Source organism: Streptomyces sp. Wb2n-11, from assembly GCF_001049855.1.
Classification (GTDB): domain Bacteria; phylum Actinomycetota; class Actinomycetes; order Streptomycetales; family Streptomycetaceae; genus Streptomyces; species Streptomyces altiplanensis.
The window spans coordinates 3,979,518-4,003,085 of the sequence record NZ_CVPB01000001.1 but is presented as its reverse complement, the minus strand read 5'-3'; the positions used below and the strand labels follow the sequence as shown (position 1 = coordinate 4,003,085).

The following is a 23,568-nucleotide window of genomic DNA, read 5'->3' as shown; positions in this document are numbered from 1 at the left end:
GCACGTGTTCCATGACAGACCTCACCGGCAAGGTGGCCCTGGTCACCGGCGGTTCGAAGGGGGTGGGGAAAGCCGTCGCGCGGGAACTCGCCGCGCGCGGCGCCTCCATCGTCCTCAACTATTTCCACTCGCACGACCAGGCCAAGCGGACGCGCGACGAACTGGTCGCGGAAGGCTTCCGCGTCGACCTCGTCCGCGCCTCGGTGGCGCGGCAGGAACAGGTCGACCGGATGTTCGCGGAGATCGACCGGCTGCACGGCCGGCTCGACATCCTCGTCAACAACGCGGCGGACGGCGCGCTGCTGCCGTTGGAGGAGATCACCGACGACCACCTCGACAAGGCGCTCGAAACCAACTACAAGGGCGGGCTGCGCTGTGCGCGCGCCGCCGCGCCGCTGATGGCCAGGGGCGGTGGTGGATCGGTCGTCACCGTCTCCGCGCTCGGCGGCTCGCAGATGGTGATGGCGAACTACCTGGCCTGCGCTCCGGCGAAGGCCGCGGCCGAGGCCGCGTCACGGTACCTCGCCGTGGAGCTGGCCCCGCTGGGCATCCGGGTCAACACGGCGTCCGCGGCCATGCTCAGCAGTGAGGTGGCGGACAAGTTCCCCCGGGCAGCGGAGATGCAGGACGTCATCGCGCGGGCCACACCCTGGGGGCGGCTCGGCACACCGGAGGAGTTCGCCACCGTCGTGGCCTTCCTCGCCTCCGACGACGCGCGCTGGATCACCGGTCAGGTCGTCCTCGCCGACGGCGGGCTCACGCTCGGCGCGGCCCTGCTCTCACCTCCCGCGACAGAGGGGCGTGACGCGGAGCCGGTCATGGGGAAGGACACCGAAGAGGTCCTCGAAGAGCACACCGAAGAGGCCCCCGCCGGACGGCGGTCCGAGCCCGAGCTTGAGCTTGAGCTTGAGCCCGGGGCGGAGCCCGATCCCGAGCCCGGGCCCGTGGCGGAGTTCGGTGACGACTCGATCGCCGTCGTGGGCATGGGGCTGGCCGTCGCGGGGGCGAACAGCCCGGAGGAGTTCTGGAAGCTCCGCATGACGGGCGACGAACTGTTCGTCAAGGTCCCCCAGGACCGCTGGCGGCACGAGAGTTTCCACGCGGTGGACACGGCGGCCGAGGACAAGGCGTACGCCGACCACTGTGTGTTCATCACCGACTTCACACCCGTCCCGGGCGCCCTGGACGGGATGGAGGGGAGCTCCGAAGAGCAGGAGCTGACCACCAAGTGGCTGCGCCACAGCCTGGTCCAGGCGCTCGACGGAGTCCACTACAGCGACAGCGACAGCTGCTCCTTCGTGGTCGGCTACACCCCGGACGGCAGCCAGCACCTGGAGGAGGCCGGCGTCCTCGCCAGCATGACCCGGACGGCCCACGGCATCGTCGACGACCTGGCGGTGTCCGACGGGGAGCGGGCCGCGCTGCGTGAGGGTATCGACGAGTCGCTCACCCGCCGGTACTGGCGCGGAGAGCAGAACCCGTCGCGCTTCCTGCCGCACCGGGTCGGCGAGCTGGCCATGGAGGGCATCCTGCCGTCGTCCACCGAACTCCACATGGTCGACACCGCGTGCTCCTCGTCGCTCTACGCCATCGACATCGCCGCCAAGGGCCTGCTGATGGGCAAACAGGACATCGCCGTCTGCGGTGGGGCCTTCGCTCTGGCCCCGCGCGGCACCGTGCTCTTCTCCAAGCTCCAGGGGCTGTCCAAGAGCGGCAAGGTGCACGCCCTGGACGAGGCCGCCGACGGTGTGATCTTCGCCGACGGCGCGGCCCTGGTCGTCCTCAAGCGGCTGAGCAAGGCCCAGGAGGACGGCGACCGCGTGCTCGGCGTACTGCGGGCGTTCGGCTCCTCCTCCGACGGCAAGGGCAAGGCGATCTACGCCCCGAACTCGGCCGGCCAGAGCCTGGCGGTGCGGCGTGCGCTGGAGAACGGCGCCGTCGACGGCGCCGACGTGGACTGGATCAACGCGCACGCGACCGGAACGCCCGCCGGTGACCTCGCGGAGTTCACCACCTTGCGCGAGCACTTCGGCACGACGCGTCCGACCGCCGTCACCTCCAACAAGTCCCTGATCGGCCACACCGGCTGGGCCGCGGGAGTCGTCTCGCTCATCGAGAACCTGATGGGGCTGGAGCAGCAGACCGTTCCCGGTCAGTACCGCTTCACCAACCCCCGCGAGGACTTCCGCCTCGCCGAAACCGAACTGGAGATCTCCGCCGAGGCGGCGCCGTGGCCCCGGCACAGCGGCCGTCCCCGGCTCGCGGCCGTCTCCGGGTTCGGCTTCGGCGGCACCAACGCCCACCTCATCGTCTCCGAGAACCGGCCCCGCACCGAGGCGTCGGCAGCGAAGACCCCGGCGGGAACGGCCCCGGCGGGGACCATCCCCGCCACCCGGAAGCCGGACACCGACAGCCGGGTGGCCGTCGTCGGCTGGTCGACCCACCTGCCCGGCCTGACGGGACACGAAGAGGTGTCGCGCTGGCTGGCCGGCGGGAAGCAGCCGCTCGACAGCTTCGGCGCCGACTACCCGTCGCCGCCGTTCAGCGAGGTCCGGCTGCCGCCCAAGACGATCAGGGCCCTGGACCGGTGCCAGCTGATGATCCTGCAGTGCGCGCACCAGCTCCGGGACCGCCTGCCCGAGTTCTGGGACGAGCAGGCCCGCAAGACCGGTGTCTTCGTCGGCCACATGGGCCCGACCCGGGCCGCGATGCTGTACGCGAACCGGTGCTACCTCGACGACGTCGGCCGGGCGCTCGCCGATTCGCCGCTGGCCGGGTCCCCCGCGGCGGCGCAGGTCCTCGACCGGCTGCGCGAGCGGGTCCGGGGGATGATCCCGGCGTCCAACGAGGACGCGTTCCCCGGCCAGATGCCCAACATCATCTCCGCGCGGGTGTCGAACTACTTCGACCTCAACGGCCCGAACATGACGATGGACTCCGGCTTCGCCTCCGCGCTGTCGTCGATCACCTCGGCCGGCCGCTACCTGCGCACCGGCGAACTGGACTTCGCCCTCGCCGGCGGCATCAACGGCAACAGCCTCCCGGAGTACCGCGCCCTGATCGGCGAGCTGCTCCCGGAGCGCGAACAGCACCTGGCCGAGGGCGCCTTCCTGTTCGCCCTGACCACCGAGGAGCGGGCGAAGAGCGCGGGCCTGCCGGTCCTCGCGTACGTCGACGAAGCGCTCGACAGCGCGGCCGCACAGGCCGGCGCCGTACCCGAGCGGGAATCCGTACGGTGCACGGCGCCCGAGCACGCCCGTTACCTGGGCGCGGCAGGAGGGCTGGCCGTCCTCAAGGCCCTGCACGGCCCCGCGGGCACGGTCGAGGTCGCCTGCGACGACAGCGGGGAGGGCTCCGGGACCAGGCTCCTGCTGACCGTCCCGGACCCCGCCGGACCCGCCCCGGCGAAGAGCGGGACCGGCCGGCCCGCCGTCGCCGGCACGGTTCCCGGGGGCTTCCTGTCCACGACCCGCACCGGCGCACAGGACCCCTTGCGGGTACGCCGCCAGGTCCCGGTGCTCCGGGACACGCCGCCGCGGCGCGTACGGGAGCCCGTACCGTTCCTGCCGGACGGTGCCGTCGTCGTCACCGACGCCCCCGCGCTGCTCGCCCGTGCGGCGGGCCCCGAGGCCGCGCTGACCGTCCTGTCCACCACACCGCTGGACACCTCCCGCCCCGGCTGGCACCACCTGCCGGACATCACCCCGGACACGGTCGCCGAGGTCCTGGCGTGCGGCCGCCGGCCGGTCACCCACCTGCGGGTACTGGGCGACCTGGGCCGTACGGCGCCCCCGTCCCGGGCCCTCGCCGAGGGATCCGCGCCCCTGCGCGCCCTGCACGACGCCGCCTACCTGGCCGTCCAGCACGCCTACGACGGCCTGTCCACCGCCGGGTCGTCCCTCCTCATGCTCTTCCTCGACGCGGTGCCCGGCGGCACCCCGCACCCCTTCTCCGGCCTGTTCACCGGCCTGCTCAAGAGCGCGGGCAGGGAACTCCCGGACAGCACCAGCTTCGCGCTGCTCACCTCCGGCACCGACCCGGCCGCCGCGGTCCGGCTCGCGGAGGAGGAGAGCCGGGCCCACCGGGACTTCCCCGTGGTCGTCGACGCCGACGGCGTACGCCGGGTCCACCGGCTGCGGGAGGAACCGAACGTCCTGGACGCCTCGACGCCCGCGGCGCTGGACCGGGACTCCGTGGTCGTGGTCGCCGGAGGCGCCCGGGGCATCACCGCCGAGGTCCTCAAGGCGGTCGCGGAGCACTTCGCCCCCCGCGTCTACGTGTTCGGCAGCAACGCGCTCGACACCTACCCCGCCTCGGCCTTCGCCGGGAGCGACGAGGAGTTCGCGGCGGGCCGGGCGGCGTACATCTCGTCCGAACTCGCCAAGCGCGGGAAGCGGACCGTCGCGGACATCAACAAGTCCTTCGACCGGATGCTCAACGCCCGCGCTGCCCGGCGGAACCTCGACGCGATGGAGGAGCACTGCGGTGCCGGCCGGGTCACGTACCTGCCGTGCGACATGCGGGACAGCGCCCAGGTGGAGAAGTCCATCGGCCGGGTGCTCCACGAGCAGGGGCGGATCGACCTGCTCGTCAACGCGGCCGGGCTCCAGCGGTCGGCGCTCATCAAGGACAAGGACTTCGCCGAGTTCACCTCCATCCGCGACCTCAAGGTCGACTCCTACCTCAACCTCAAGTACGCGCTGCGCGACACCCCTCCCCGGCTGTGGTGCAACTTCGGTTCGCTGCTGGGCTACTTCGGACAGCTCGGCGAGTCCGACTACGCCTCGGCCAACGACTTCCTGGGCAGTGCGGCCACCTACGCGGCGGCCACCTCGGACGACCCCCGCGAATTCACCATCGGCTGGACGCTGTGGGCCGGCGTCGGCATGGGGGCCGACGAACTGACCAAGGCGTACTACGAGCGGGCCGGTTCCTACAGCAGCATGCCGGTGGCCGAGGGCGTGCACCACTTCGTGCAGGAACTGCACGCGCCGGTCCGCCGGCCCTCCCTCGTGCACCTGGGAGATGCCGAGCGCGCCACGGTGGAGCACTTCTACCCCGGCTACCTGACGGCGGCGGACACCGGCACCGACGCGCCGGATCCCGCCCCCGCGCCCGGTTTCTTCCTGCGCCGGACGGTCGGGTCGGACGGCACCTCCGCGGTGTTCGAGTGCCGCTTCGACCTGGAGACCGACGGCTACCTGGAGCACCACACCGTGCGCGGTGAACCGACGCTGCCCGGCACGTTCGTCACCGAGCTGGCAGCCGAGGCCGCGCGGCACCTGGTGACGGACCGGCACGTCGTCGCCTTCGAGGACCTGCGGTTCGAGCACTTCCTGCGGGTCTACCGCGACCTGCCCCCGACGCCCAGGCGGATCTACGCGAAGGTCGTCGGAACACCGGGCGACACGACCGTCGTCGAGGTCCGGATCACCGAGGACGTGGTGTCACCGGCCGGCGTCGTACTCGTCGAGGACCGTGTGCACTTCACGGCCCGCGTGCTGCTCGCGGACGCCTTCCCGGCGGCTCCCCGGTGGGAGCCCTGGGACACCGCGGACGACACCCCGGTCCCCGACCCCTACCACCTGCCCGGCTCGCCGGTGCGGCTCACCGGCCCGTTCGTGTCCACCACCGACACCCGCATCCACCCCAACGGCAAGCGGGCGCGCTACGCCCCCTCGCTTCCGGCGGACGACCCGACATGGGAACGCTTCACCGTCCCCTGCGTGCTGCTGGACGGGCTGGCCAGGGTCGGCGTACTGGACCTGGTCGACGGCCACCTCGTACCCGTCGCCGCCCCGCTGTCCATCCGTCGCATCGACCTCTACGAGGAGACCAGTGACCTGTCCCTGGCCGGGGCCGCGGACCGGATCGACCTGTACGCGACGCCCCCCGGCTTCGACCTGGCCGCCGTCCCGGTCGACAACCGGTTCGTCGCCGCCCGCCCCGACGGCCGGATGCTCCTGCAGATGAAGGACATGCGGGCGACCCTGATCGGTTACGTCGACGCCCGGACCGGCGACGCCGTCGCCATCGACGCCGAACGTGACTGACGAGGGAGGTGTACGGACCGTGGTTTCCGTACGGGAAAGGCCGCCGGTGCCGGTACCCGCCGACGCCGGCGCCCGGGGCGCGGACGACAACGCTCCGGTCCAGGCGGTGAGCCGCATGGAATGGGAGCTCACCACCCTGCCGGCGAGCGCCGGGGACCCTTCCCGGCTGGTGGGGATGCGGGTCCTCCTCCTCGGGGGCGACCGGGAGAGCGCCGCCGCCGTGGAGCGTGAACTGACCGCCCGCGGAGCGCGGGTACGCCGGTACGCACCCGGTGCAGGGGCACCCGCCCCGGCACCGGACGGCGGCGCCGTGGACGCGATCGTCGACCTCACCCTGGGCCGTGCCCCCGCGTCCGGCGCCGACGGCCCGGCGGACGCCTGGTGCGGGCCGCTGCTGGAGACCGTCGCGGCACTGCGCGAGCACTACGAGGACTGGGCGTCGGAGACCTCGGCGCGGCGGCTGTTCTACCTGGCCGTCACCTACCTGGGCGGCGGGATGGGCCAGCACCCGCGGGACGACCTGGCCCAGCCGCTGGGCGGCATCTGGGCGGGGCTGGCGAAGACGCTGCACCGTGAACTGCCCAACTGCAACGCGCGCGTCGTCGACATCGGCCTCGCGTCGGTCCGCGACCTGCCGGGGATCGTCGCCGCCGAGCTGGGCCGGCCCGGCGCGCTGGAGATCGGTTACCGCGACGGGCAGCGCCTGACCCTCACCCCGGTCACGCGCCCCGCCGGGGCGCCGGCCGTCGCCCTCGGCGCCGAGGACTGCGTACTGATCTCGGGCGGTGGCCGGGGCATCGGCTGGGAACTGGCCCGCTCCCTCGCGGACACCTACGGCATGCGCGTCGTGGTGACCGGCCGGGAGGACTTCCCCACGGGGGACGAGCCGTGGTTCGGCGCGGACGAGGGCCGGCTCAAGGAGCTGGAGGCGCGGTTGTGGGCCGATCGCCGTCAGGGGCGGTCCCCCGTCGGGATCCGCCGGGACATCGCCCGCACCCGCCGCCTGTGGGAGCTCTCCACCAACATCACCGACGCCAGGGCCCGCGGGCTGCGCGTCGACTACGCCCGGTGCGACTTCACCGACCGGGAGCAGGTGCGCGCCCTGCTGGACCGCGAAGGCGCCGCGCTGACCGGCGTCGTGCACAACGCCGGAGTGGACACCGCGGCGCGGCTGCCCAAGAAGACGGACGAGGAGATCCTGCGCACCGTCCGGACCAAGATCGGGGGTTTCGTCCACCTCTTCGAGGAACTGCGGGACCACCGGCTCAAGTTCTTCTGCAACGTGGGCTCCCTGACCGGGCGGCTCGGCGGCATGGTCGGCCAGCTCGAGTACGCCGCCGCCAACGAGGGGCTGGCACGCCTGGGGCGGTGGGCGGGCCGCCACGCGGACTTCCCCGTGATGACGCTCGCCTGGCCGACCTGGGACCGTATCGGGCTCATCTCCAACTTCTCGGCGACGCTGCGCTACATGGCCGCCGTCGACATCACCGACGGCCTCGCCAGGTGGCGGGACGAGCTGCGGGCGGGCTCCGACGGCGAAGTCACCTTCGTGGGACCGCTGGGCAGGGCGATGAGCCCCGGCCAGGCCACCGACTATCCGGTCGTGCCCGGTCTGCCCGGGTTCACCGGCACCTATCCGAGGATCTTCCACCTGGGGGAGGTGACCACGTACCAGCCGCACGTCCGGATGGTGTCGCGGGTGACGTTCGACCGCGACACGGCGCCGGTCCTCACGGATTTCCTGGTGGACGGCGTCGAGGCGGTCCCGGTGAGCGTCCTGCTGGAGAGCGCGGTGCGGGGCGCGGAGTGGATCGTCCCGGAGGACTACCCGGCGCTGCGGGTCAGCTGCCTGGAGGAGGTGGTCGTACCGCTGGACCTGCTGCGGCTCGACGCCGGCCCGACCGTGTGGGAGCGGGAGGTCCGCGGGGCCCACGAGGGGGACACCTGGGTGACCGAGGTGCGCTTCAGGCGGCCGGGGGACGGCGCGGACGGGCCGGAGGCGAGCGTGCGCGTGATCCACGAGCCGGGGGACGGGCGCTCGCCCGCCCCGCCCCGCCCCGACGTGACCCGGACGACCACCTGGCGCTCGGGTCCGCCGCTGCTGCGCTGGCGGTCCTCGGTGGTGCCGACCGCCGCCTGGTCCGACGGGCCGGACGGCCGCCGGATCGCCGAGGTGCGACCGTGCGCGCCCAATGACCTGTGGGCGGCGCTCCACGCGCCGCGCACCGCGCTTTCGGTATCCGCGTTGGAAAACGTGTTGAGGGCGTGTGCGACACAGGGGAACGGACTGTCGGTCGCGGTCGACCCGCTGACCGTCGGACGTATCGCACTCCATTCCCACGAGCACGGGAATTCCCTTGTCGAAGGGGACCCCTCACTCGGGGTCTGGAAAGTAAAAAACATGGACTCAGGGAAGCCCGTGATGACGGTTTCAGGGCTTCCGGGGCCAATCGGAGAGAGGACGATGCAGTCATGACGACGCTTGCCGAGAACAAAGCGGTACTGGAACGCTATTACGAGGAGTGCCTCAACAAGGGAAATCTCGATGTGATCTACGAGGGCGCCGCCGATTCCCACGTCAGCCACGGCACGGCCCCGAACGGCAAGGAGGGCGTGGAGCACCTCAAGGAGTGGGTGCGGATCCAGCGCGCGTCCTTCCCCGACCTCCACGTGACGGTCGACGACTGGATCCTGGAGGGCGACAAGGTCGTCAGCCGGTTCACCGCCCGGGGCACCCACACCGGGGAGCCGTACGAGGGCGTGCCGCCCATCGGCCGGGAGTTCGCCGTCAGCGGCATCGTCATCGACGAGTTCCGGGACGGGCTGATCGTGGAGAGCTGGTTCTCCCTGGACGGGCTCGAACTGGCCAAGCAGCTCGGGGCGTTGGGCTGAACGCGTCCGGCCCCGGCGCCGCGCGGCGCCGGGGCCGGACGTGGGGCCCGGGACGGACGTGGGCTCCGGCCGGGATGCCAGCCCTGCCGGACGGAGCGCGCGTACGCGTCCGTGACGGGCCCGGCACGCGCCTCCGCGTTTGCCGGAAGCGGTGATCCGGTCGAGCGCCCGCCGGAGACGACGGTCTCCGGCGGTTCGAATCCGGCTCCGGGAAACAGCCTGGACATCCGCCGCCACCGCAGGCTCACGGCCCCGGCCGTACGTCGTTCAGCCGTTCCACGGGGAGCGCGTACCTCTCGTGGAACACGCGGGTGAACCCGGGCGCCGGCGCGTCCGCCACGGACTGCCGGTTTCCGGAGCTGATGCCAGAAGAGGTCTTGCGGAGCTTTGCGGCAACAATTCGATGGCGCGTGAATTGCCCATCGAATGCGCGAGCCGCATTTTTCACATCCCCTCATGCTTGCTTGCGCACGTCTCGATTGACACCACGGCACCCTCGCAGAAAATACCCCGCCGGTCGGGGCAGAGAATAGGAGAGTGGGATGGCGGCACCGCTTCCCGTGCTGATCACTGGCTGTTCCTCCGGTATCGGCCGTGCCTGCGCACTGCGGATGCACCGGGCCGGGACGGCCGTGTACGCCACGGCGCGCAAGCCGGAGACACTTGCCCGGCTGGCCGCCGAAGGCATACGGACACTGCGCCTGGACGTCACCGACGAAGACAGCATGCGCGACGCCGTCGACACCGTCGAAGCGGAGCACGGCTCGGTCGGCGCGCTCGTCAACAGCGCCGGGTACGCCATGTCCGGCGTCGTGGAGGAAGCCGGCCTGGAGGACATGCGGCGGCAGTTCGAGACCAACGTGTTCGGTCTGGCCCGCCTCAGCCAACTGGTCCTCCCCGCGATGCGGGCCGCGCACAGCGGGACCATCGTCAACGTCTCGTCGGTCTTCGGACGTTACGCGGTCCCCGGCGGGGGCTTCTACCAGGCGTCCAAGCACGCGGTCGAGGCCCTGAGCGACGCCCTGCGGCTGGAGGTCGCCGACTTCGGCGTCCGGGTGGTCCTCATCGAACCGGGCCCGGTACGCACCACCGGCTTCGGTGACACCTACGTGGCGAACCTCAAACCCGTCAACGAGGAGTACGAGGACTTCCGCCGGCGCACGGCCGAGTACTTCGACGCCATCTACACCGGCAGCCGGCGCACCCTGGCCGGCACCTTCGCGATCCACTCCGACGACGTCGCCCGCGTGGTGGAGAAAGCCGTCCGCAGCACCCGCCCGCACGCCCGCTACCCCGTCGGCCTCCTCGCCCGCAGCACCATCGCGCTGCGCCGGCTGGCCCCGGACGCCGTCTTCGACAACCTCTTCGTACGGCGGGTGTTTCCCGTGCCCCGGAACAACGCCGACGCCCGGCGGACGACGCCGAGCGGGCCGCAGCCCCGACACCAAGGAGACCAGTGATGACCGCCGCCACGCCCGCCACCCCCCGGGCCGCCACCACGGCCCCCGGCCCCAAGGGGGTCCCGCTGCTCGGCAGCCTCGGCTCCTGGCGCCGCAACACCGCCGAGTTCCTGCTGGGCCTGCAACGCGACTACGGCGAGGTCGTCCGCATGCGGCTCGGCCCGATGACCGTCCACCAGGTCACCGGCCCCGAGGCGGTGCACCAGGTGCTGGTGAAGAACCACGGCAACTACGTACGGGGCCCGCTGTACGAGCAGTTCGGCGTGGTCATGGGCAAGGGCCTGCTCACCTCGGACGGCGAGTACTGGCGCGGTCACCGCCGCGCCGTCCAGCCCGCGTTCCAGAAGAACGCCGTCCTCGGCATCGTCCCGAACATCGTCCGGGCCACGGAGGAGATGCTCGACGAGTGGGACGGCAAGGCCGCGCGCGGCGAGCCGGTGGACCTGATGACCGAGATGCTCCGGCTCACCCTGGTCACCCTCAGCCGCTCGCTGTTCGCCTACGACATCAAGCCCTCGTCCCGCGTGCTCAAGCAGATCGTCGACGACGTGGTCGAGGTGATGTTCCGGCGCGGCACGGCGTCCGAGATGCTGCCCTCCTGGCTTCCGACCGACCGCAAGCGCAAGATCGACCGCATCCACCACGTCTTCGACAAGGTGGTCGCAGACGTCCGCGAGACATACGCGCGCACCGGCGACGGCTCGCTGACCTCCCTGATGGAACAGGCCGTGGACCCCGTCACCGGTGAGCCCTGGACCGACCAGGAGATCCGCGACGAGCTCCTGACCATCTACCTGGCGGGCCACGAGACGACCGCCGTCTCGCTCTGCTGGACGCTCCTGTCGATCGCCAACCACCCGCCGGTGCAGGAGGAGCTGGGCGGCGAGATCGACCGGGTCCTGGGCGGTGGACCACCGGACGCCGAGAACACCGACGCGCTGACGTACACGAAGATGGTGGTGGACGAGAGCTTGCGGATGCACCCGCCCATCTGGATCTTCCCGCGTGCCGCGGTCGGCCCGGACACCCTCGGCGGATACGACATCGAGGCCGGTTCCTCCGTCCTCGTCTCGCCGCTGGTCTCGCACCACAATCCCCGTTACTGGGACAACCCGCTGGCCTTCGACCCGTACCGCTTCACCCCGCAGGCCGTACGGGAACGTCCCCGCATGGCCTACTTCCCCTTCGGGGCGGGGCCTCGCCAGTGCATCGGGAACTCCATGGCGCTGCTCGAACTGCGGACCATCGTGGCGATGATCAACCAGAGGTTCAGGATCAGCATGATCCCGGGCCACGCGCTGCAGTACGGCTCACCGGTGATCTCGCTGCGCCCGCTGCGGGACGTCATGGTGCGGCTGGCCTCCCGCGACCGGACACACGGCCGCGGAAGCGCCGGACCGGCAGCCGTGCCGGCACCGGCCGAGGGCCCCGCACCCTCCGGATGCCCGTACACCGGCACCCCGGACGCGTAGACCCGCGCGGTCCGCACCTGCGGGGCCTCCGGCAGAAGCGGAGGCCCCGCAGGTTCCCGTCCCACCGGTTTCCGCCCCACCGGCAGGCCGGCGGGCTCAGGCCCGGGTGCCCGACGTACGGCCCGTCGCCGTGCCCTTCACCGCGTCCAGGGCGTACACGCACCGGTCCTTGCTGCACGCGTACACCACGCCGTTCTGCGCCACCGGCGACCCGGTGATCTCCCCGCCCGTCGCGAGCTTCCAGCGCAGCTGGCCGCCGCTCGCGTCCAGCGTGTAGAGGCAGTGGTCCGCCGAGCCGAAGTGCACGCGCCCGTCGGAGACGACCGGGGCGCCGACGACCTCGCCGCCCGCCGCGAAGCGCCACTTCGGGGTGCCGGTCACCGCGTCCAGGGTGTAGAGCGCGCTGCCGCTGCCCACGTGGATGTTGCCCGCCGCGACGAGCACCGGCTCGATGGACTGGCGGGACTCGGTGGCGATGCGCCAGCGGTCCTTGCCGGTGGAGGCGTCCAGGGCGTACACCGTGCCCAGGTAGTCGGCGAGGTAGACGCCGCCGCCCGTGACGGCCGGGCCCGGTGCGAAGGCGGGCGGGCTCAGGAAGACCGCGGGGGCCTCGAAGTGCCACCGCACACGGCCGCCGGCGGCGTCGATGGCGAGGACGCGCGTGCCGGCGGCGACGTACACACAGCCGTCCGGCGCCGGCGTCAGCCGCAGCGGGACTCCCCCGCAGGACGCCGCGTCGCCGATCGGGTACGACCAGCGCTCCAGGCCGGTACGGGCGTCGAGGGCGCGCAGCCTCGCGCCCTGCCACACGTACACCGTGTCGTCGTGTACGGCGGGACCGGCCTCCGGGGTCTCGAAGTCGGTCTGCGCGCCGGTGAGCTCCCACAGCTTCTGGCCGTTGGACGCCTCCCGCGCCTGGACGCCGCCGCCCCGCGTGCCGGTCACCACGGTGCCGCGGTCGACCTTGAGGGAGTACACCCACGCGTCGGTCTGCAGCCGCCACCGCTCCTGGCCGTCGACCGCGTCCAGGGCGTACAGCGTGGGGCCGTCGGAGGCGTGGATGCGCCCGCCCGCGACCGCCATCGCCCAGGCGACGTCACGCGTCTTGAACTTCCGCCGGCCGCTGGCCACATCGAGGGCGTGCACCTCGAAGGAGGTGACGTAGACGAGGTCGTCCGCGACGGCGGGCGTCCCCCACACGTCGTTGGACATGCGGAACCGCCACGGCCGCCACCCCCCGGAGGGACCGGCGCCGTCCACCGACGGCGAGGGCGGCGGAATGGACGGGGGCGGGGGCAGGGGCAGGGGCGCGGACGACACGGGCGGAGGCACGGCGCCGGTGGCGGCGTCCGCGCCGTTCCCGGGGACGACCCCGGCCGGGGGCCTGATCCACCCGGTGGCCTGCTCGCCCGGCACCTGGACGGCGGCGGTGCGGCCGTCGGCCACGCGGGGGCCCGGCCCGATCGGCACCTTGGCCCCGGGCAGCCGTACGGCGTGCTGCGGGGGGTGAGCCGCGTGGCCACCGGTGTACGCATGTGCCGGAGAGGCGGAAGGGATCGGAGAGGTCGGAGCGGCGGAGGAGGCGGAAGAGGCCTGGGACGGAGCGACCGGGGCCTGGGAGTGGGGCTGGGACTGCGGCGGGGACTGGACCCGGGACGCCACGGGGGCGAACGGCGGCGGTCCCGGCGGTCTCGGCGGTGTGGAGTGCGCCCGGGACGGCGGCGCGCTCGGCAGCGCCGGGCGGCCGCCCCGCCGCTCCTCGATCATCGCGGTGGCCCGCGCCGGCAGCCACGCGGACGCCGTACCGCTGTCGTCCTGGCCGGAGGCGAAGAGGTGCGGCGAGAGCTGTGCCTGGAGGTCGGCCGGGCTGGGCCGCCGTACGGCCTCCCGCTGCATGCACGACTCGATCAGCGGACGCAGCTCGTCGGGCAGCCCCTCGGTGTCCGGGCCCTCCCGCAGCAGCATGAAGACCGTTTCCACCGGGTTCGCCCCGTGGAAGGGCGCGTGCCCGGTCGCCGCGAAGACCAGCGTCGAGCCGAGCGAGAAGATGTCGCTGGCGCCCGTCACGCTGCGCGAGTCGCGCGCCTGCTCGGGCGACATGTAGGCGGGCGTGCCGACGGCGACGTTGGTCATGGTCAGCCGGGTGTTCGAGACGCCGGACGCGATGCCGAAGTCGATGACGCGCGGCCCGTCCTCCACCACCAGGACGTTCGACGGCTTGAGGTCGCGGTGGACCAGGCCCGCCCCGTGGATGGACTGGAGCGCCTCGGCGATGCCGGCCGCCAGCCAGCGCACCGCCTGGACCGGCATCGGCCCGCATTCATTCACTATCTCTTCGAGGGAGGGCGCGGGTACGTACGCGGTGGCCAGCCACGGCACCGCCGCCCGCGGATCGGCGTCCACGACGGCGGCCGTGTAGAAGCCGCTGACGGCCCGCGCGGCCTCCACCTCACGCGTGAAGCGGACGCGGAACAGCTGGTCCTCGGCGAGTTCGGTCCTCACCGTCTTGATCGCCACGCGCCGGCCCGACGCCGACCGCGCGAGATAGACCAGCCCCATGCCGCCGGCCCCGAGCCGTGCCAGCACCTCGAACGGGCCGATCCGCCGCGGGTCGTGCTGCGTCAGCTGATCCATAACTTGCCTGCCACCTCCCCGTACGAGGCCGCAAACACAGCCCCGTGAAGCGTCTCACCACTGGGCACCACCCAGCGGTGCGCACCCTGATTCTTCCTGTCCGAAGCGGCGGTGGCGAACCCGGGGCGGAACGGGGTGTCTCACCCGGATTCGGACAGGTCGCGCAGGCGCACCACAACCGCGGCGGCCCGCTCCGCGCCGGCCCGTTACGCCCCGGTTCCGGCTTCCCTGGATCCGGCGGTCTCGCCGGCCCCGGCGGGCTCTGCGGCCCCGGCATGCTCCGGGACCTCGGCGTGCTCCGCGGTCCCGGCGGACTCGGTGCGCCCGGTCTGCTCGGCGAGTACGGCGAAGACGGCGCCCTGGTCGTCGGTGAGAACCGCGATCCGCCCGTGGGGCGTGTCGAAGGGCGGCGCCTGGATCCGGCCACCGAGACCGACGGTCCGCGACGCGGCCTCGTCGCAGTCGTCGACCACGAAATAGATCATGAAGTGGTCGGGCATCTCGGCCGGGAAGGCGTCGCCTATGACGCTGCGGCCACCGATGGCCGTGTCGGGGCCGGGGTCGGCGCCGGCGGGCGACCACGTCCTGAAGTCCTCGCCCGCTTCTTCGAGGTCGTAGCCCTGGAAGCCGAAGACGGTCTCGTAGAAGGGGTCGGCCCGCTCCTTGTCGCGCGTGTAGACCTCGGCCCAGCAGAAGGAGCCGGGCAGGTCCCGCTTCTCGAAACCGGTGTGGCTGCCCGCCTGCCAGAGACCGAAGACGGCGCCGCCCGGGTCGGCGGCCACGGCCATCGTGCCGAGCGGGGGAACGGGCAGCGGATCCGTCACCATCTGGCCGCCCGCGTCCCTGATCTTCCGGGCGAGTGCCACGGCGTCGTCGGTGGCGAAGTAGACGCCCCAGGCGGTGGGCATGCGCCCGTCGCGCTTGGGCGCGAGGGCGGCGACCTTCCTGCCCTCGCTGAGGGCGTTGACGAAGCCGGCCCACACCGCTCTTCCCCGGTCGTCGGCGCCCGGGTCCTCGAAGGTCCAGCCGAACAGCGCACCGTAGAACCGCTTGCCCGCTTCGACGTCGGCAAGCGTCACATCCACCCAGCACGGCATGCCTTCTGCATATACGGCCATGGGCCCGGGTCCTTCCGTCACACAGGGCAGGGCAATGCGTGGCTCCCATCACCGCAAAACTAACGGGCCGCCGCTCTTCGCGCAGGAAAGAAAATCGAACACTTGGCCAATCGCGAGGGCATTCACCTTGGGGCGCACGACTTTTCCACCGAAGTTGTCCACAGGCTGTTGATAAGACTATTCGGGTCGAAGTCGGCCCGCGGACCCCGGTGACGGTTCGCGGACAGGTCACGGAAGAGCCGCGGAAGGGCCGAAGGCCGAGCGCGGACAGGCCACAGGCAGGCTGCGGCCGGGCAGGCGCAGCAGGCCGATTCCCCATTTGCAGTCGGCCAAATCGCGCTCCGATCACCCGTCGGTAAGCTGACGGCATGACAGGACAAGTGCGCACCGTCGATGGCCGTGTGGCCGGACGACGCGGTCAGGCGACGCGGCAGAAGCTGCTCGACTGCCTCAGTGAAATGCTCAGCTCCTCACCCTACCGGGACGTCAAAGTCATCGATGTGGCCCGGAAAGCGGGCACTTCCCCGGCGACGTTCTACCAGTACTTCCCCGATGTGGAGGGCGCCGTCCTCGAGATCGCGGAAGAAATGGCCAAAGAAGGCGCCGGATTGGCCGAACTCGCCTCCGGCCGTTCCTGGGTCGGAAAGGCCGGCTGGTCGACCTCCGAAGACCTCGTCGAGGGTTTCCTCGACTTCTGGCGCAAGAACGACGCCATCCTCCGGGTGGTCGACCTCGGCGCGGCGGAGGGCGACAAGCGGTTTCACAAGATCCGCATGAAAATCCTGAACTCCGTGACCAACTCCCTTGCGGACGCGGTGAAGGAGCTCCAGTCCAAGGGCAAGGTCGACAAGGACATCAGTCCGGCGGCGATGGCCGGCTCGCTCGTCGCGATGCTGGCGGCGGTCGCCTCGCACCAGAAGGGCTTCCAGTCCTGGGGTGTGAAGCAGAACGAACTCAAGCCCCATCTGGCCCTGTTGGTACACCTGGGCATCACCGGCAAGAAGCCCACGAAGTAGCACGCGAAGCAGACCCCGAGCCCTCGAACCCCGAAGCCCCGAAGTCCTGAGTTCCGAAGTCCTGACGCCCTCGAGCCCCGGAGTCCGATACCTCCTGAGTCACTGAACCCCGGGCCCTGCCCCCAGTCCTGTCTACGCAGCGGCGGACCGCGCCACGGTCCGCCGCTGCGGCATTCTCCGCCCGCTCCCGTCGCGTCCGCAACGCCGCCGCGCCCGCCCGGCCGGGAGCCGTGGTGCGGCTCTCGCGCGCATGGTGTGAGATGACCGGATGACCTTCCAGGACCTGCTCCGCTCCCAGCGCGTATGGGACACGGAGCTCCCCGCGTTCGACCTGGCCGCCGCACCGCACGAGCCGCTCCCCCTGTTCCACCAGTGGTTCGCCGAGGCCGTCGCCGCCGGACAGCCCGAGCCGCACACGATGAGCCTGGCGACCGTGGACGAGGCCGGGCTCCCCGACGTACGGACCGTGATGCTGCACGGCGCGGACCACCGCGGCTGGCACTTCGCCTCCCACTCCACCAGCGCCAAGGGCCGCCAGCTGGCCGCACACCCGCACGCGGCGCTCGGGTTCTACTGGGCGGCGCAGGGCAGGCAGGTAAGGGTCAGGGGCGCGGTGACCACCGGGACGCCGGACGAGAGCCGGGCCGACCTGCACGCACGGTCGACGGGTGCGCTCGCCTCCGCGCTGGTGGGGCGGCAGAGCGAAGTCCTGCCGGAGTACGAGGAGTTGGCGCGTTCGTCGGAGTCCGCGTGGGAACGGGCACAGACCGAGCCGGAGGCCGGCGTACCGACCTGGACGCTGTACGTCGTCGACCCCGCCGAGGTGGAGTTCTTCCAGGGGGACGCCAGGCGCCGGCACGTGCGGCTGCGGTACCGGCGGGACGGCGGCGCGGAGTGGGCGCGGGAACTGCTCTGGCCGTAGGCACCCGAGCGACGACACCCCTGGTGGCGCGGGTCGGTCGGCAGGACCGGCAGGGAACTGAGAGCCGGGCCCGGGGCATGGGCGGGACGGGAACGGGGACGGTGTGCGCGGCGGATTCGGCCGTCCCGGCCACGCCGCTCGGCTTCCGGGCTTTCGGGCTTCCGGGCTTTCGGGCTTTCGGGCTTTCGGGCTTTCGGCGCGTAAAAACCCGGGCGAGCGGCCCGAAGGACATCGTCCGAAGGAACCGTGACACCGAACCGTCCGGTGTCACGGCATGCGCCGCAGCTCCCGGATCGGCCGGACTCCGAGCAGCACCCCGACCACCGCCACCATGACCACCGCCCCCGCCAGCAGCACCCTCTCCGCCCCCACCGCCTCCGCCACCGGACCCGCCAGCGCCCGCCCCGCCGCCATCATCAGCAGCGATCCGGACACGTCGTACGCGTGCAGCCGGTTCAGCGCGTCGGCCGGGACGTGCGTCTGGACCGTCGTCGACCACATCACCAGCCAGAACGCGAAAGCCGCGCCGGCGATGAACTGCCCTGCCGCGAGGGCGGGTACGGGCATGCCGAGTCCCAGCACCACCAGGTCCACCACCACCCCGAGCATTGCCACCGCTCCCGCCGCCAGCGGGCGCCCCGGACGCAGGCGCAGTGCCAGCAGACCGCCCGCGACGCTGCCCGCGCCGTTGACCGCCATCAGCGCGCCGTACATCCCCGATCCGTGCTCCTCGGTCACCAGGACCGCCGTCAGCGGCAGCATCGGGCCGGCCACGGTCAGCCCGTACACCGTCCAGATCGCGATGACGCCCCACAGCCAGCTGCGCGCCGTGAACTCGCGCCACCCGTCGACCAGTTCGGCCATCAACGAGCCGCGCCCGACCGGGACGCCGGCCGGTGGCAGCCGCAGCAGGAACAGGCAGACCCCGCTCACCCCGAAGGTCGCGGCGTTGGCGGCGAAGACCGCGCCCGCCCCGCCGGAGAGGCCGGCCACCAGCCCCGCGAAGGCCGGGCCCGCCATGGTCATCAGTGCCTCGCAGACGCGCAGGACCGCGTTCGCCTCCTGTACGTCGTGCGCGATGCGCGGAATGATCGAAGCGACCCCGGGCTGGAAGAGCGCGGCACCGACGCCACTGACCGCGCTCAGCCCGTACACCACCCACACCGACGGACTGCCGGCCGCGAAGGAGAGGGCGAGCACCGAGGCGCCGACCAGCCGCAGGCCGTCCGCGAGGATCATCATCCGGCGGGGCGTGAAGCGGTCCGCGAGTACGCCGCCGAAGAGGACCAGCGCCGCGAAGGGGCCGATCCACGCGGCGAGGGCGTAACCGACGGACGAGCCGGGGCGGCCCGCGCCGAGCAGGCCCGCCGCGAGGGCGACGGGGACCATGCCGTCGCCGAAGACGGCGACCGTACGGGCCACGAAGAAGAGCCGGAAGTTGTGGTTCCAGAGGCTTCCGGAGGCCGCTCGCGGCCCTGGCGCCCTCTCCGCGGCCCTCTCGGGAATCTCCTGGGGCGCTGCACGCTTGTCCGTCACAGCGCAGAGATGTATCAGGTAAAGGTCTACACCAGCCACCGTTTAATCGGGGCAAGGAGTACGGCGTGCCGCTTCCGCACCAGGAATATCGGGAAGACGAGCGCGAGCGGCCGCGAGCGGTGCCGCGGCGACCGGGGTTGCCGCGCCGATCGCAGCAAGGGGCCGGGGCAGGACAGGCCGGCGGGCGGGCGGTCTCGCGTTACGGCGTGGAACCGGCCGCACCGCGGGGCGCGCCGTCGCCCCGTCGGTGTGCGCCCGCTTCGGGCAACCGGGTGGCGGCGCGCCTCCGCACGCCCCGAGCACGGCACAAGGGCCGCCACCCGGCTCCGGCGTACAGGCCCTGCCCCTCCTGCCCCGGAGGAGCTGACGCCGGACCACGGACCGCACTCGCCAAGGACGGGCAGTACAGCACGCCTCTGATCCTCGGCGTCCCCTCGCGACGGACCGCCTCACCCCAGGGTCATCAGGCTGTCACGAGCCGTCAACACCCGTTCGGTGATGTGCGGGTCATGCGCTGTGGGTGACAGCGCGCGACGGCTCGTACGTGACCGCCTCGTACGCCCTCGTCGTCACCACGGGCGCCCCCCGGTCGACCTCGCACCAGATCCGCTTGCCGGCCCCCTCGGACTGCCAGCCCCACCGGTCGGCGAGCCCGTCGACCAGCTCCAGCCCGCGCCCGTTGGTGTCGTCGCCCTCCGCGTGCCGGGGCTTCGGCGGGCAGGCACTGGTGTCGGCGACCTCGACCCGGACCGTGCCGTCGTCAGCGGTGCCGAAGAGCATCCGCAGTACGGCCGGACAACCCGTATGCACGACCGCGTTGGTGACCAGCTCCGAGATGAGCAGGATCAGGGTCTCGGCCAGTGGCTCGTCGGCCCTTATCCCTGAGCCGACAAGCCGTGAGCGCGCCCATCTCCGGGCCCGTCCCACCTCGGCAGGGTCGGCCCCTACCTCCAACTGCACTTGAAGCACCTGCACCGCTCACACCATCCGAACCGGCGGACACATCGCCTCGCGTCTCCACAGGGTCACGGAACGTGATTCCCTTGCGAGACAGCATGGTTGACGTACAGTCACCGCAACAAGCGCTTCGGGCATATTCCAGCGCGAAGGAGTACGCGTGATGCATACTGTGCGACGCACGCTGCGGGAAGTCGAACAGGGGCACGCAGGGCGCCCCCGCACGGTGCGAGCGGCGCACATCCCGCGGCCCGGAGTCACCACACGGGCGACGCCGGGACAGCTGCGCATCACAACCACTCGCATCCCACGGAGAGTACCGGAGCACACGCCGACTCCGGGCCGTGACGAGTGCACGTGAAGGACACAACCCGATATCGACGCACGGTAATCGCTCATCAGTCGCAGGATCAGCCGCCGAACCGACTCGGCGGCCCCGGCAGGGCGGTGCGTCCTAGGCGCCGGGGGCGGCAGGGCCGTCGGGCCCCGCCGTGCAGTAGTAGCGGGCGAAGGCGGAGAGGATCTCCTCCTCGCCGATGAGGCCGTCACCGTCCGCGTCGAGCGCGGTGGCCACGCCCCGCGCGGTGTCCTCGGGCACACCCAGCACGCGCAGCACCCGGGCCGCGGCCTGCGGGGCGACTCCCGAGCCGTCCTCCTCGGCCGCGACGGCGACCACCGCGCGCAGGAACGGGCGGGCGATCTCGGCGAACCGCTGCGGGTTGTCCCCCAGCCGCTTCACCGCACCCGTGACGAACTCCTCGCGGGTGACCCGCTGGTCCCCGTCCACGTCGGCGATGCCCGCCATGCCCTGCCAGAAGGCCTCGGCGCCTGTGTAGAGCGCCTGTCCCTTGTCGCAGCGGGCCGCCGTGTCGAACTCGGCCAGCAGCGCCGCCGCCGCGGCGCTGAAGTCCTCACGGTCGATGTATCCGTTGCCGTCCTGGTCGAAGCTCGCGAAGCGGGCGGCCGCCTTGCGCTCGTGCTCTGCGCTGTCCATGGAGGGAGGGTACGACGTGGGCGGGCGGACCGGCGCCCTCTCAGGCGGAGAGCGCCTGCGCCTCGTCGTCGGCGGCCGTGGCCACGTCGGGGAAGACCTCGAAGAGGCGGCGTACGCCGAGGGCCGCGAGCACCCGGTTGACGTGCGAACCGTCGACCGCGCCGCGGGCGGGCAGGATCAGCCGCAGGTCGCCGCCGCAGGAGTGCATCAGACGGCGGGCGGCGATCATGACGCCGACCCCGCTGGAATCGCAGAAGAGAACCTCGGACAGGTCCAGCACCACGCGGTGGCGGCCGTGCGCGACGGCTTCGTGCACGTGCTGGCGGACGGCGGGCGAGGTCACCAGATCCAGCTCTCCGGAGACGTGCAGTACGGCCCAGGCGTTGTGCTCGGCCTCGATCACCTTCAGCGTCACGCGTCCGGACCTTTCGTTCTGCCGATGCGGAAGTCGTCCTTCCACTCGCGGCTGCCCCCGCCGCTCTCCCACGAAACACTCCCTGCCCCGGAAGGACCGGAACGAGGGGCCGGATCATTATCATCCCGGACCGGCACGCGGACACACTTACCGTAAAGGGGCATGCGTTGTCAGTGGCTCGCACTACATTCGAAAAGGAGTGACAAGGGGCGCAGGGCACGTGGTGGGCAGGATCACAGGGCTGGGGGCCGCATGGGGAAGGACGCACCGCCTCGCTGGGACCGCAGGATGCAGCAGCGGCTCGCGCGCGGCGAGGCGGCGGCGCTCGGCGAGTTGTACGACAGGTTCGCTTCGCTGGTGCACAGCCTCGCCCACCGGGTGCTCGACGACGACGCGGCCGCCGGCCAGGTCACACGCGAGGTTTTCGGTCACGTCTGGGAGCACCCGGACGCGTACGACCCCAAACAGGGCTCGATGAGGTCCTGGGTTGCCGGGCTCACCCACCGGCAGGCCGTGCAGCGGCTGCGGCAGACCGGGGCCGCTGCGCTGACGGACGGCGGCGACGGCACCTCGGAGGAGCTGGAGCAGAAGGTCCGCAGGGCCTCGGCCGCCGCCCGCGCGGACTACATCGTGACGTCGATGCCGGCGCCGCTGCGGGCCGCGCTGGAGCTCGCGTACTTCCAGCGCAGGGACTACCGGCAGACGGCGGCCGACCTGGGGGTCACGGAGGACGAGGCGCGCAGGCGGCTGCGGCTCGGGCTGCAGCTGCTGTCCACGGCGAACCCGCACCACCAGGACGGTCTGCCGTTTCCTCCCGGACACGGGCAGCACGGATGAGCGGGAGACACGGACCGGCCGGACCGGAACCGCCGGAGGACCGGACTCCGCGCATCCCGGCGCCGAGAGCGGCGGCGGACGACCTCGAGGTGCCGGCGGCGGTGGCGGTCCCGCTCCCGCCGCCCGAGGTCCTCTCCCACGACGTGCTCAAGTCGCTGCTGGGCGCTTGGGCGCTGTCCGCATGCGCGACCGACGAGACCGAGGCGGTCGAGGACCACCTCACCGCGTGCGCCCCCTGCGCGGAGGAGGCCCTGCGGCTGCGGGACGCGGTCGGCCTGCTCCACACCGAGCGCAGCCTGGACCTCGACCCGCTGCTGCGCAACCGCGTGCTCGACGGCTGCCTGGGCCGCCGGCCCGCGCGCGTCCCCGTTCCCGGCTGGACCACGCCGTACGACGCCGAGACGGCACGCCTGGACGCCCTGCTGCGGGACATCGGCGACTCGGAGTGGCACGCGCCGGTGCGCCTCAAGTGGTTCGCCGGCGAGGAGGCGACGACCCGCAGAACGACCGTCGCCGGGGTCATCGGCCACCTGATGACGGTCGACGGCCTGGTCGCGAAGGCGCTCGGCCTCGACGACCCGATGGGCGCGGCAGGACCGGAATCGCCGTCGGAGCGCACCGAGTCGTACTGGCGCTCCTCCCGCTTCCCGCCGACCCGCACCGTCCGCGAACCGTGGCGCGAGCAGAGCCACGCCCTCATCCGCACGGTGTCCTTCGCGGGCCGCGGCGCTGCCGAGCTCTCCGTCTCGTACGGCGACTTCGCCCTGCCCCTGCGCGACGCGCTGCTGGACCGCGCCTTCGAGTGCTGGGTGCACGCCGAGGACATCGCGAACGCGGTGCACTATCCGTACGAGCCGCCGACCGCCGCGCACCTCAACCGCATGATCGACCTGGTCGCCCGGCTGATCCCGGCGACCCTCGCCGCCCGCCGCAGAGCCGGTCTCGCGACCCCGGCCCGGCACCTGGTGACGCCGGGCTCGCCCGGCCGCTCGCTCCACCTGGAGATCGAGGGCGCGGGCGGCGGCGACTGGTACATCCCGCTGGACTCCCCGGCGGCGGTCGGCTCGGCCGCGCACAAGGTGGCCCATGTCGCTCTGGACGGCGTCGAGTTCTGCCGGCTGGCCTCGGGCCACGTGCCGCCGCAGGACGCGGCGGCGGGACAGAACGGCGACCGGGAGGCGATCCGCGACGTGCTCTTCGCGGCGGCGTCTCTGAGCCGCCTGTAGGCCCGTGGCCCGGCCCGCCTCACCGGCCCTACGCGC

General features: G+C 72.3%; 15 protein-coding genes. 9 read left to right on the top strand and 6 right to left on the bottom strand.

The window, feature by feature from the left end; genetic code table 11:
• Positions 1-11: 11 nt before the first annotated feature.
• The 5 genes from BN1555_RS18325 to BN1555_RS18305 all read left to right on the top strand — a co-directional run bounded on the left by BN1555_RS18325 (position 12) and on the right by BN1555_RS18305 (position 11,877).
• On the top strand, positions 12-6,053 hold the full coding sequence (locus BN1555_RS18325; protein WP_093800386.1) for an SDR family oxidoreductase: 6,042 nt from the start codon (positions 12-14) through the stop codon (positions 6,051-6,053).
• The gene (locus BN1555_RS18320) at positions 6,046-8,529 is read left to right on the top strand and encodes a KR domain-containing protein (RefSeq protein WP_141662864.1); all 2,484 of its coding nucleotides are present in this window, start codon (positions 6,046-6,048) and stop codon (positions 8,527-8,529) included. The genes BN1555_RS18325 and BN1555_RS18320 overlap by 8 nt, the downstream gene beginning before the upstream one ends.
• Positions 8,526-8,945: an ester cyclase gene (locus BN1555_RS18315; protein WP_093800384.1), complete on the top strand. Its 420-nt coding sequence runs from the start codon at positions 8,526-8,528 to the stop codon at positions 8,943-8,945. Before BN1555_RS18320 ends, BN1555_RS18315 begins: the two co-directional genes overlap by 4 nt.
• Positions 8,946-9,487: 542 nt before the next feature.
• Positions 9,488-10,405, top strand: coding sequence for an SDR family NAD(P)-dependent oxidoreductase (locus BN1555_RS18310; RefSeq protein ID WP_093800383.1), 918 nt, complete (start codon positions 9,488-9,490; stop codon positions 10,403-10,405).
• Positions 10,405-11,877 (top strand): cytochrome P450, encoded by a 1,473-nt coding sequence (locus tag BN1555_RS18305; protein WP_093800382.1) that lies wholly within the window; start codon positions 10,405-10,407, stop codon positions 11,875-11,877. The genes BN1555_RS18310 and BN1555_RS18305 overlap by 1 nt, the downstream gene beginning before the upstream one ends.
• Positions 11,878-11,973: 96 nt before the next feature.
• On the opposite strand, the gene BN1555_RS18300 is transcribed toward BN1555_RS18305, so the two are convergent.
• Together BN1555_RS18300 and BN1555_RS18295 are read right to left on the bottom strand one after the other, a co-directional pair.
• Positions 11,974-14,511: a protein serine/threonine kinase AfsK gene (locus tag BN1555_RS18300; RefSeq protein WP_093800381.1), complete on the bottom strand. Its 2,538-nt coding sequence runs from the start codon at positions 14,509-14,511 to the stop codon at positions 11,974-11,976.
• Between the two features lie 206 nt (positions 14,512-14,717).
• Complete coding sequence (locus BN1555_RS18295) at positions 14,718-15,629, bottom strand: AfsK-binding protein KbpA (protein ID WP_093800380.1); 912 nt, start codon at positions 15,627-15,629, stop codon at positions 14,718-14,720.
• 368 nt (positions 15,630-15,997) lie between these two features.
• On the opposite strand from BN1555_RS18295, the gene BN1555_RS18290 reads away from it, so the two are divergent.
• Both BN1555_RS18290 and BN1555_RS18285 read left to right on the top strand, forming a co-directional pair.
• Positions 15,998-16,645 (top strand): TetR family transcriptional regulator, encoded by a 648-nt coding sequence (locus BN1555_RS18290; protein WP_093800379.1) that lies wholly within the window; start codon positions 15,998-16,000, stop codon positions 16,643-16,645.
• A gap of 268 nt (positions 16,646-16,913) precedes the next feature.
• Positions 16,914-17,567 carry a pyridoxine/pyridoxamine 5'-phosphate oxidase gene (locus BN1555_RS18285; protein WP_093800378.1) on the top strand — a complete coding sequence of 218 codons (654 nt, stop codon included), beginning with the start codon at positions 16,914-16,916 and terminating at the stop codon, positions 17,565-17,567.
• A 267-nt stretch (positions 17,568-17,834) separates the two neighbouring features.
• Here BN1555_RS18285 and BN1555_RS18280 read toward each other — a convergent pair whose 3' ends face one another.
• From BN1555_RS18280 to BN1555_RS18265, 4 genes are all read right to left on the bottom strand, one after another.
• On the bottom strand, positions 17,835-19,073 hold the full coding sequence (locus tag BN1555_RS18280) for an MFS transporter (protein ID WP_255306432.1): 1,239 nt from the start codon (positions 19,071-19,073) through the stop codon (positions 17,835-17,837).
• A 537-nt stretch (positions 19,074-19,610) separates the two neighbouring features.
• On the bottom strand, positions 19,611-20,078 hold the full coding sequence (locus tag BN1555_RS18275; RefSeq protein WP_093800376.1) for an ATP-binding protein: 468 nt from the start codon (positions 20,076-20,078) through the stop codon (positions 19,611-19,613).
• Between the two features lie 436 nt (positions 20,079-20,514).
• Complete coding sequence (locus BN1555_RS18270; protein WP_093800375.1) at positions 20,515-21,054, bottom strand: EF-hand domain-containing protein; 540 nt, start codon at positions 21,052-21,054, stop codon at positions 20,515-20,517.
• A 40-nt stretch (positions 21,055-21,094) separates the two neighbouring features.
• A complete protein-coding gene (locus tag BN1555_RS18265) occupies positions 21,095-21,469 on the bottom strand; it encodes an STAS domain-containing protein (RefSeq protein WP_093800374.1) in 375 nt (124 codons plus the stop codon).
• 252 nt (positions 21,470-21,721) lie between these two features.
• Here BN1555_RS18265 and BN1555_RS18260 point away from each other — a divergent pair, with 252 nt between their 5' ends.
• Together BN1555_RS18260 and BN1555_RS18255 are read left to right on the top strand one after the other, a co-directional pair.
• Positions 21,722-22,306, top strand: coding sequence for a sigma-70 family RNA polymerase sigma factor (locus BN1555_RS18260; protein WP_093800373.1), 585 nt, complete (start codon positions 21,722-21,724; stop codon positions 22,304-22,306).
• Entirely contained in the window at positions 22,303-23,532 is a 1,230-nt protein-coding gene (locus tag BN1555_RS18255) for a maleylpyruvate isomerase N-terminal domain-containing protein (RefSeq protein ID WP_093800372.1), read from the top strand. The genes BN1555_RS18260 and BN1555_RS18255 overlap by 4 nt, the downstream gene beginning before the upstream one ends.
• Positions 23,533-23,568: the final 36 nt, after the last annotated feature.

What these genes read in the sequence shown, in the direction of transcription:
- BN1555_RS18300 (WP_093800381.1), bottom strand. Translation starts at nt 14,511, where the DNA reads ATGGATCAGCTGACGCAGCACGACCCGCGGCGGATCGGCCCGTTCGAG.
- BN1555_RS18305 (WP_093800382.1), top strand. Translation starts at nt 10,405, where the DNA reads ATGACCGCCGCCACGCCCGCCACCCCCCGGGCCGCCACCACGGCCCCC.
- BN1555_RS18285 (WP_093800378.1), top strand. Translation starts at nt 16,914, where the DNA reads ATGACCTTCCAGGACCTGCTCCGCTCCCAGCGCGTATGGGACACGGAG.
- BN1555_RS18325 (WP_093800386.1), top strand. Translation starts at nt 12, where the DNA reads ATGACAGACCTCACCGGCAAGGTGGCCCTGGTCACCGGCGGTTCGAAG.
- BN1555_RS18290 (WP_093800379.1), top strand. Translation starts at nt 15,998, where the DNA reads ATGACAGGACAAGTGCGCACCGTCGATGGCCGTGTGGCCGGACGACGC.
- BN1555_RS18270 (WP_093800375.1), bottom strand. Translation starts at nt 21,054, where the DNA reads ATGGACAGCGCAGAGCACGAGCGCAAGGCGGCCGCCCGCTTCGCGAGC.
- BN1555_RS18315 (WP_093800384.1), top strand. Translation starts at nt 8,526, where the DNA reads ATGACGACGCTTGCCGAGAACAAAGCGGTACTGGAACGCTATTACGAG.
- BN1555_RS18310 (WP_093800383.1), top strand. Translation starts at nt 9,488, where the DNA reads ATGGCGGCACCGCTTCCCGTGCTGATCACTGGCTGTTCCTCCGGTATC.
- BN1555_RS18295 (WP_093800380.1), bottom strand. Translation starts at nt 15,629, where the DNA reads ATGGCCGTATATGCAGAAGGCATGCCGTGCTGGGTGGATGTGACGCTT.
- BN1555_RS18260 (WP_093800373.1), top strand. Translation starts at nt 21,722, where the DNA reads ATGGGGAAGGACGCACCGCCTCGCTGGGACCGCAGGATGCAGCAGCGG.
- BN1555_RS18255 (WP_093800372.1), top strand. Translation starts at nt 22,303, where the DNA reads ATGAGCGGGAGACACGGACCGGCCGGACCGGAACCGCCGGAGGACCGG.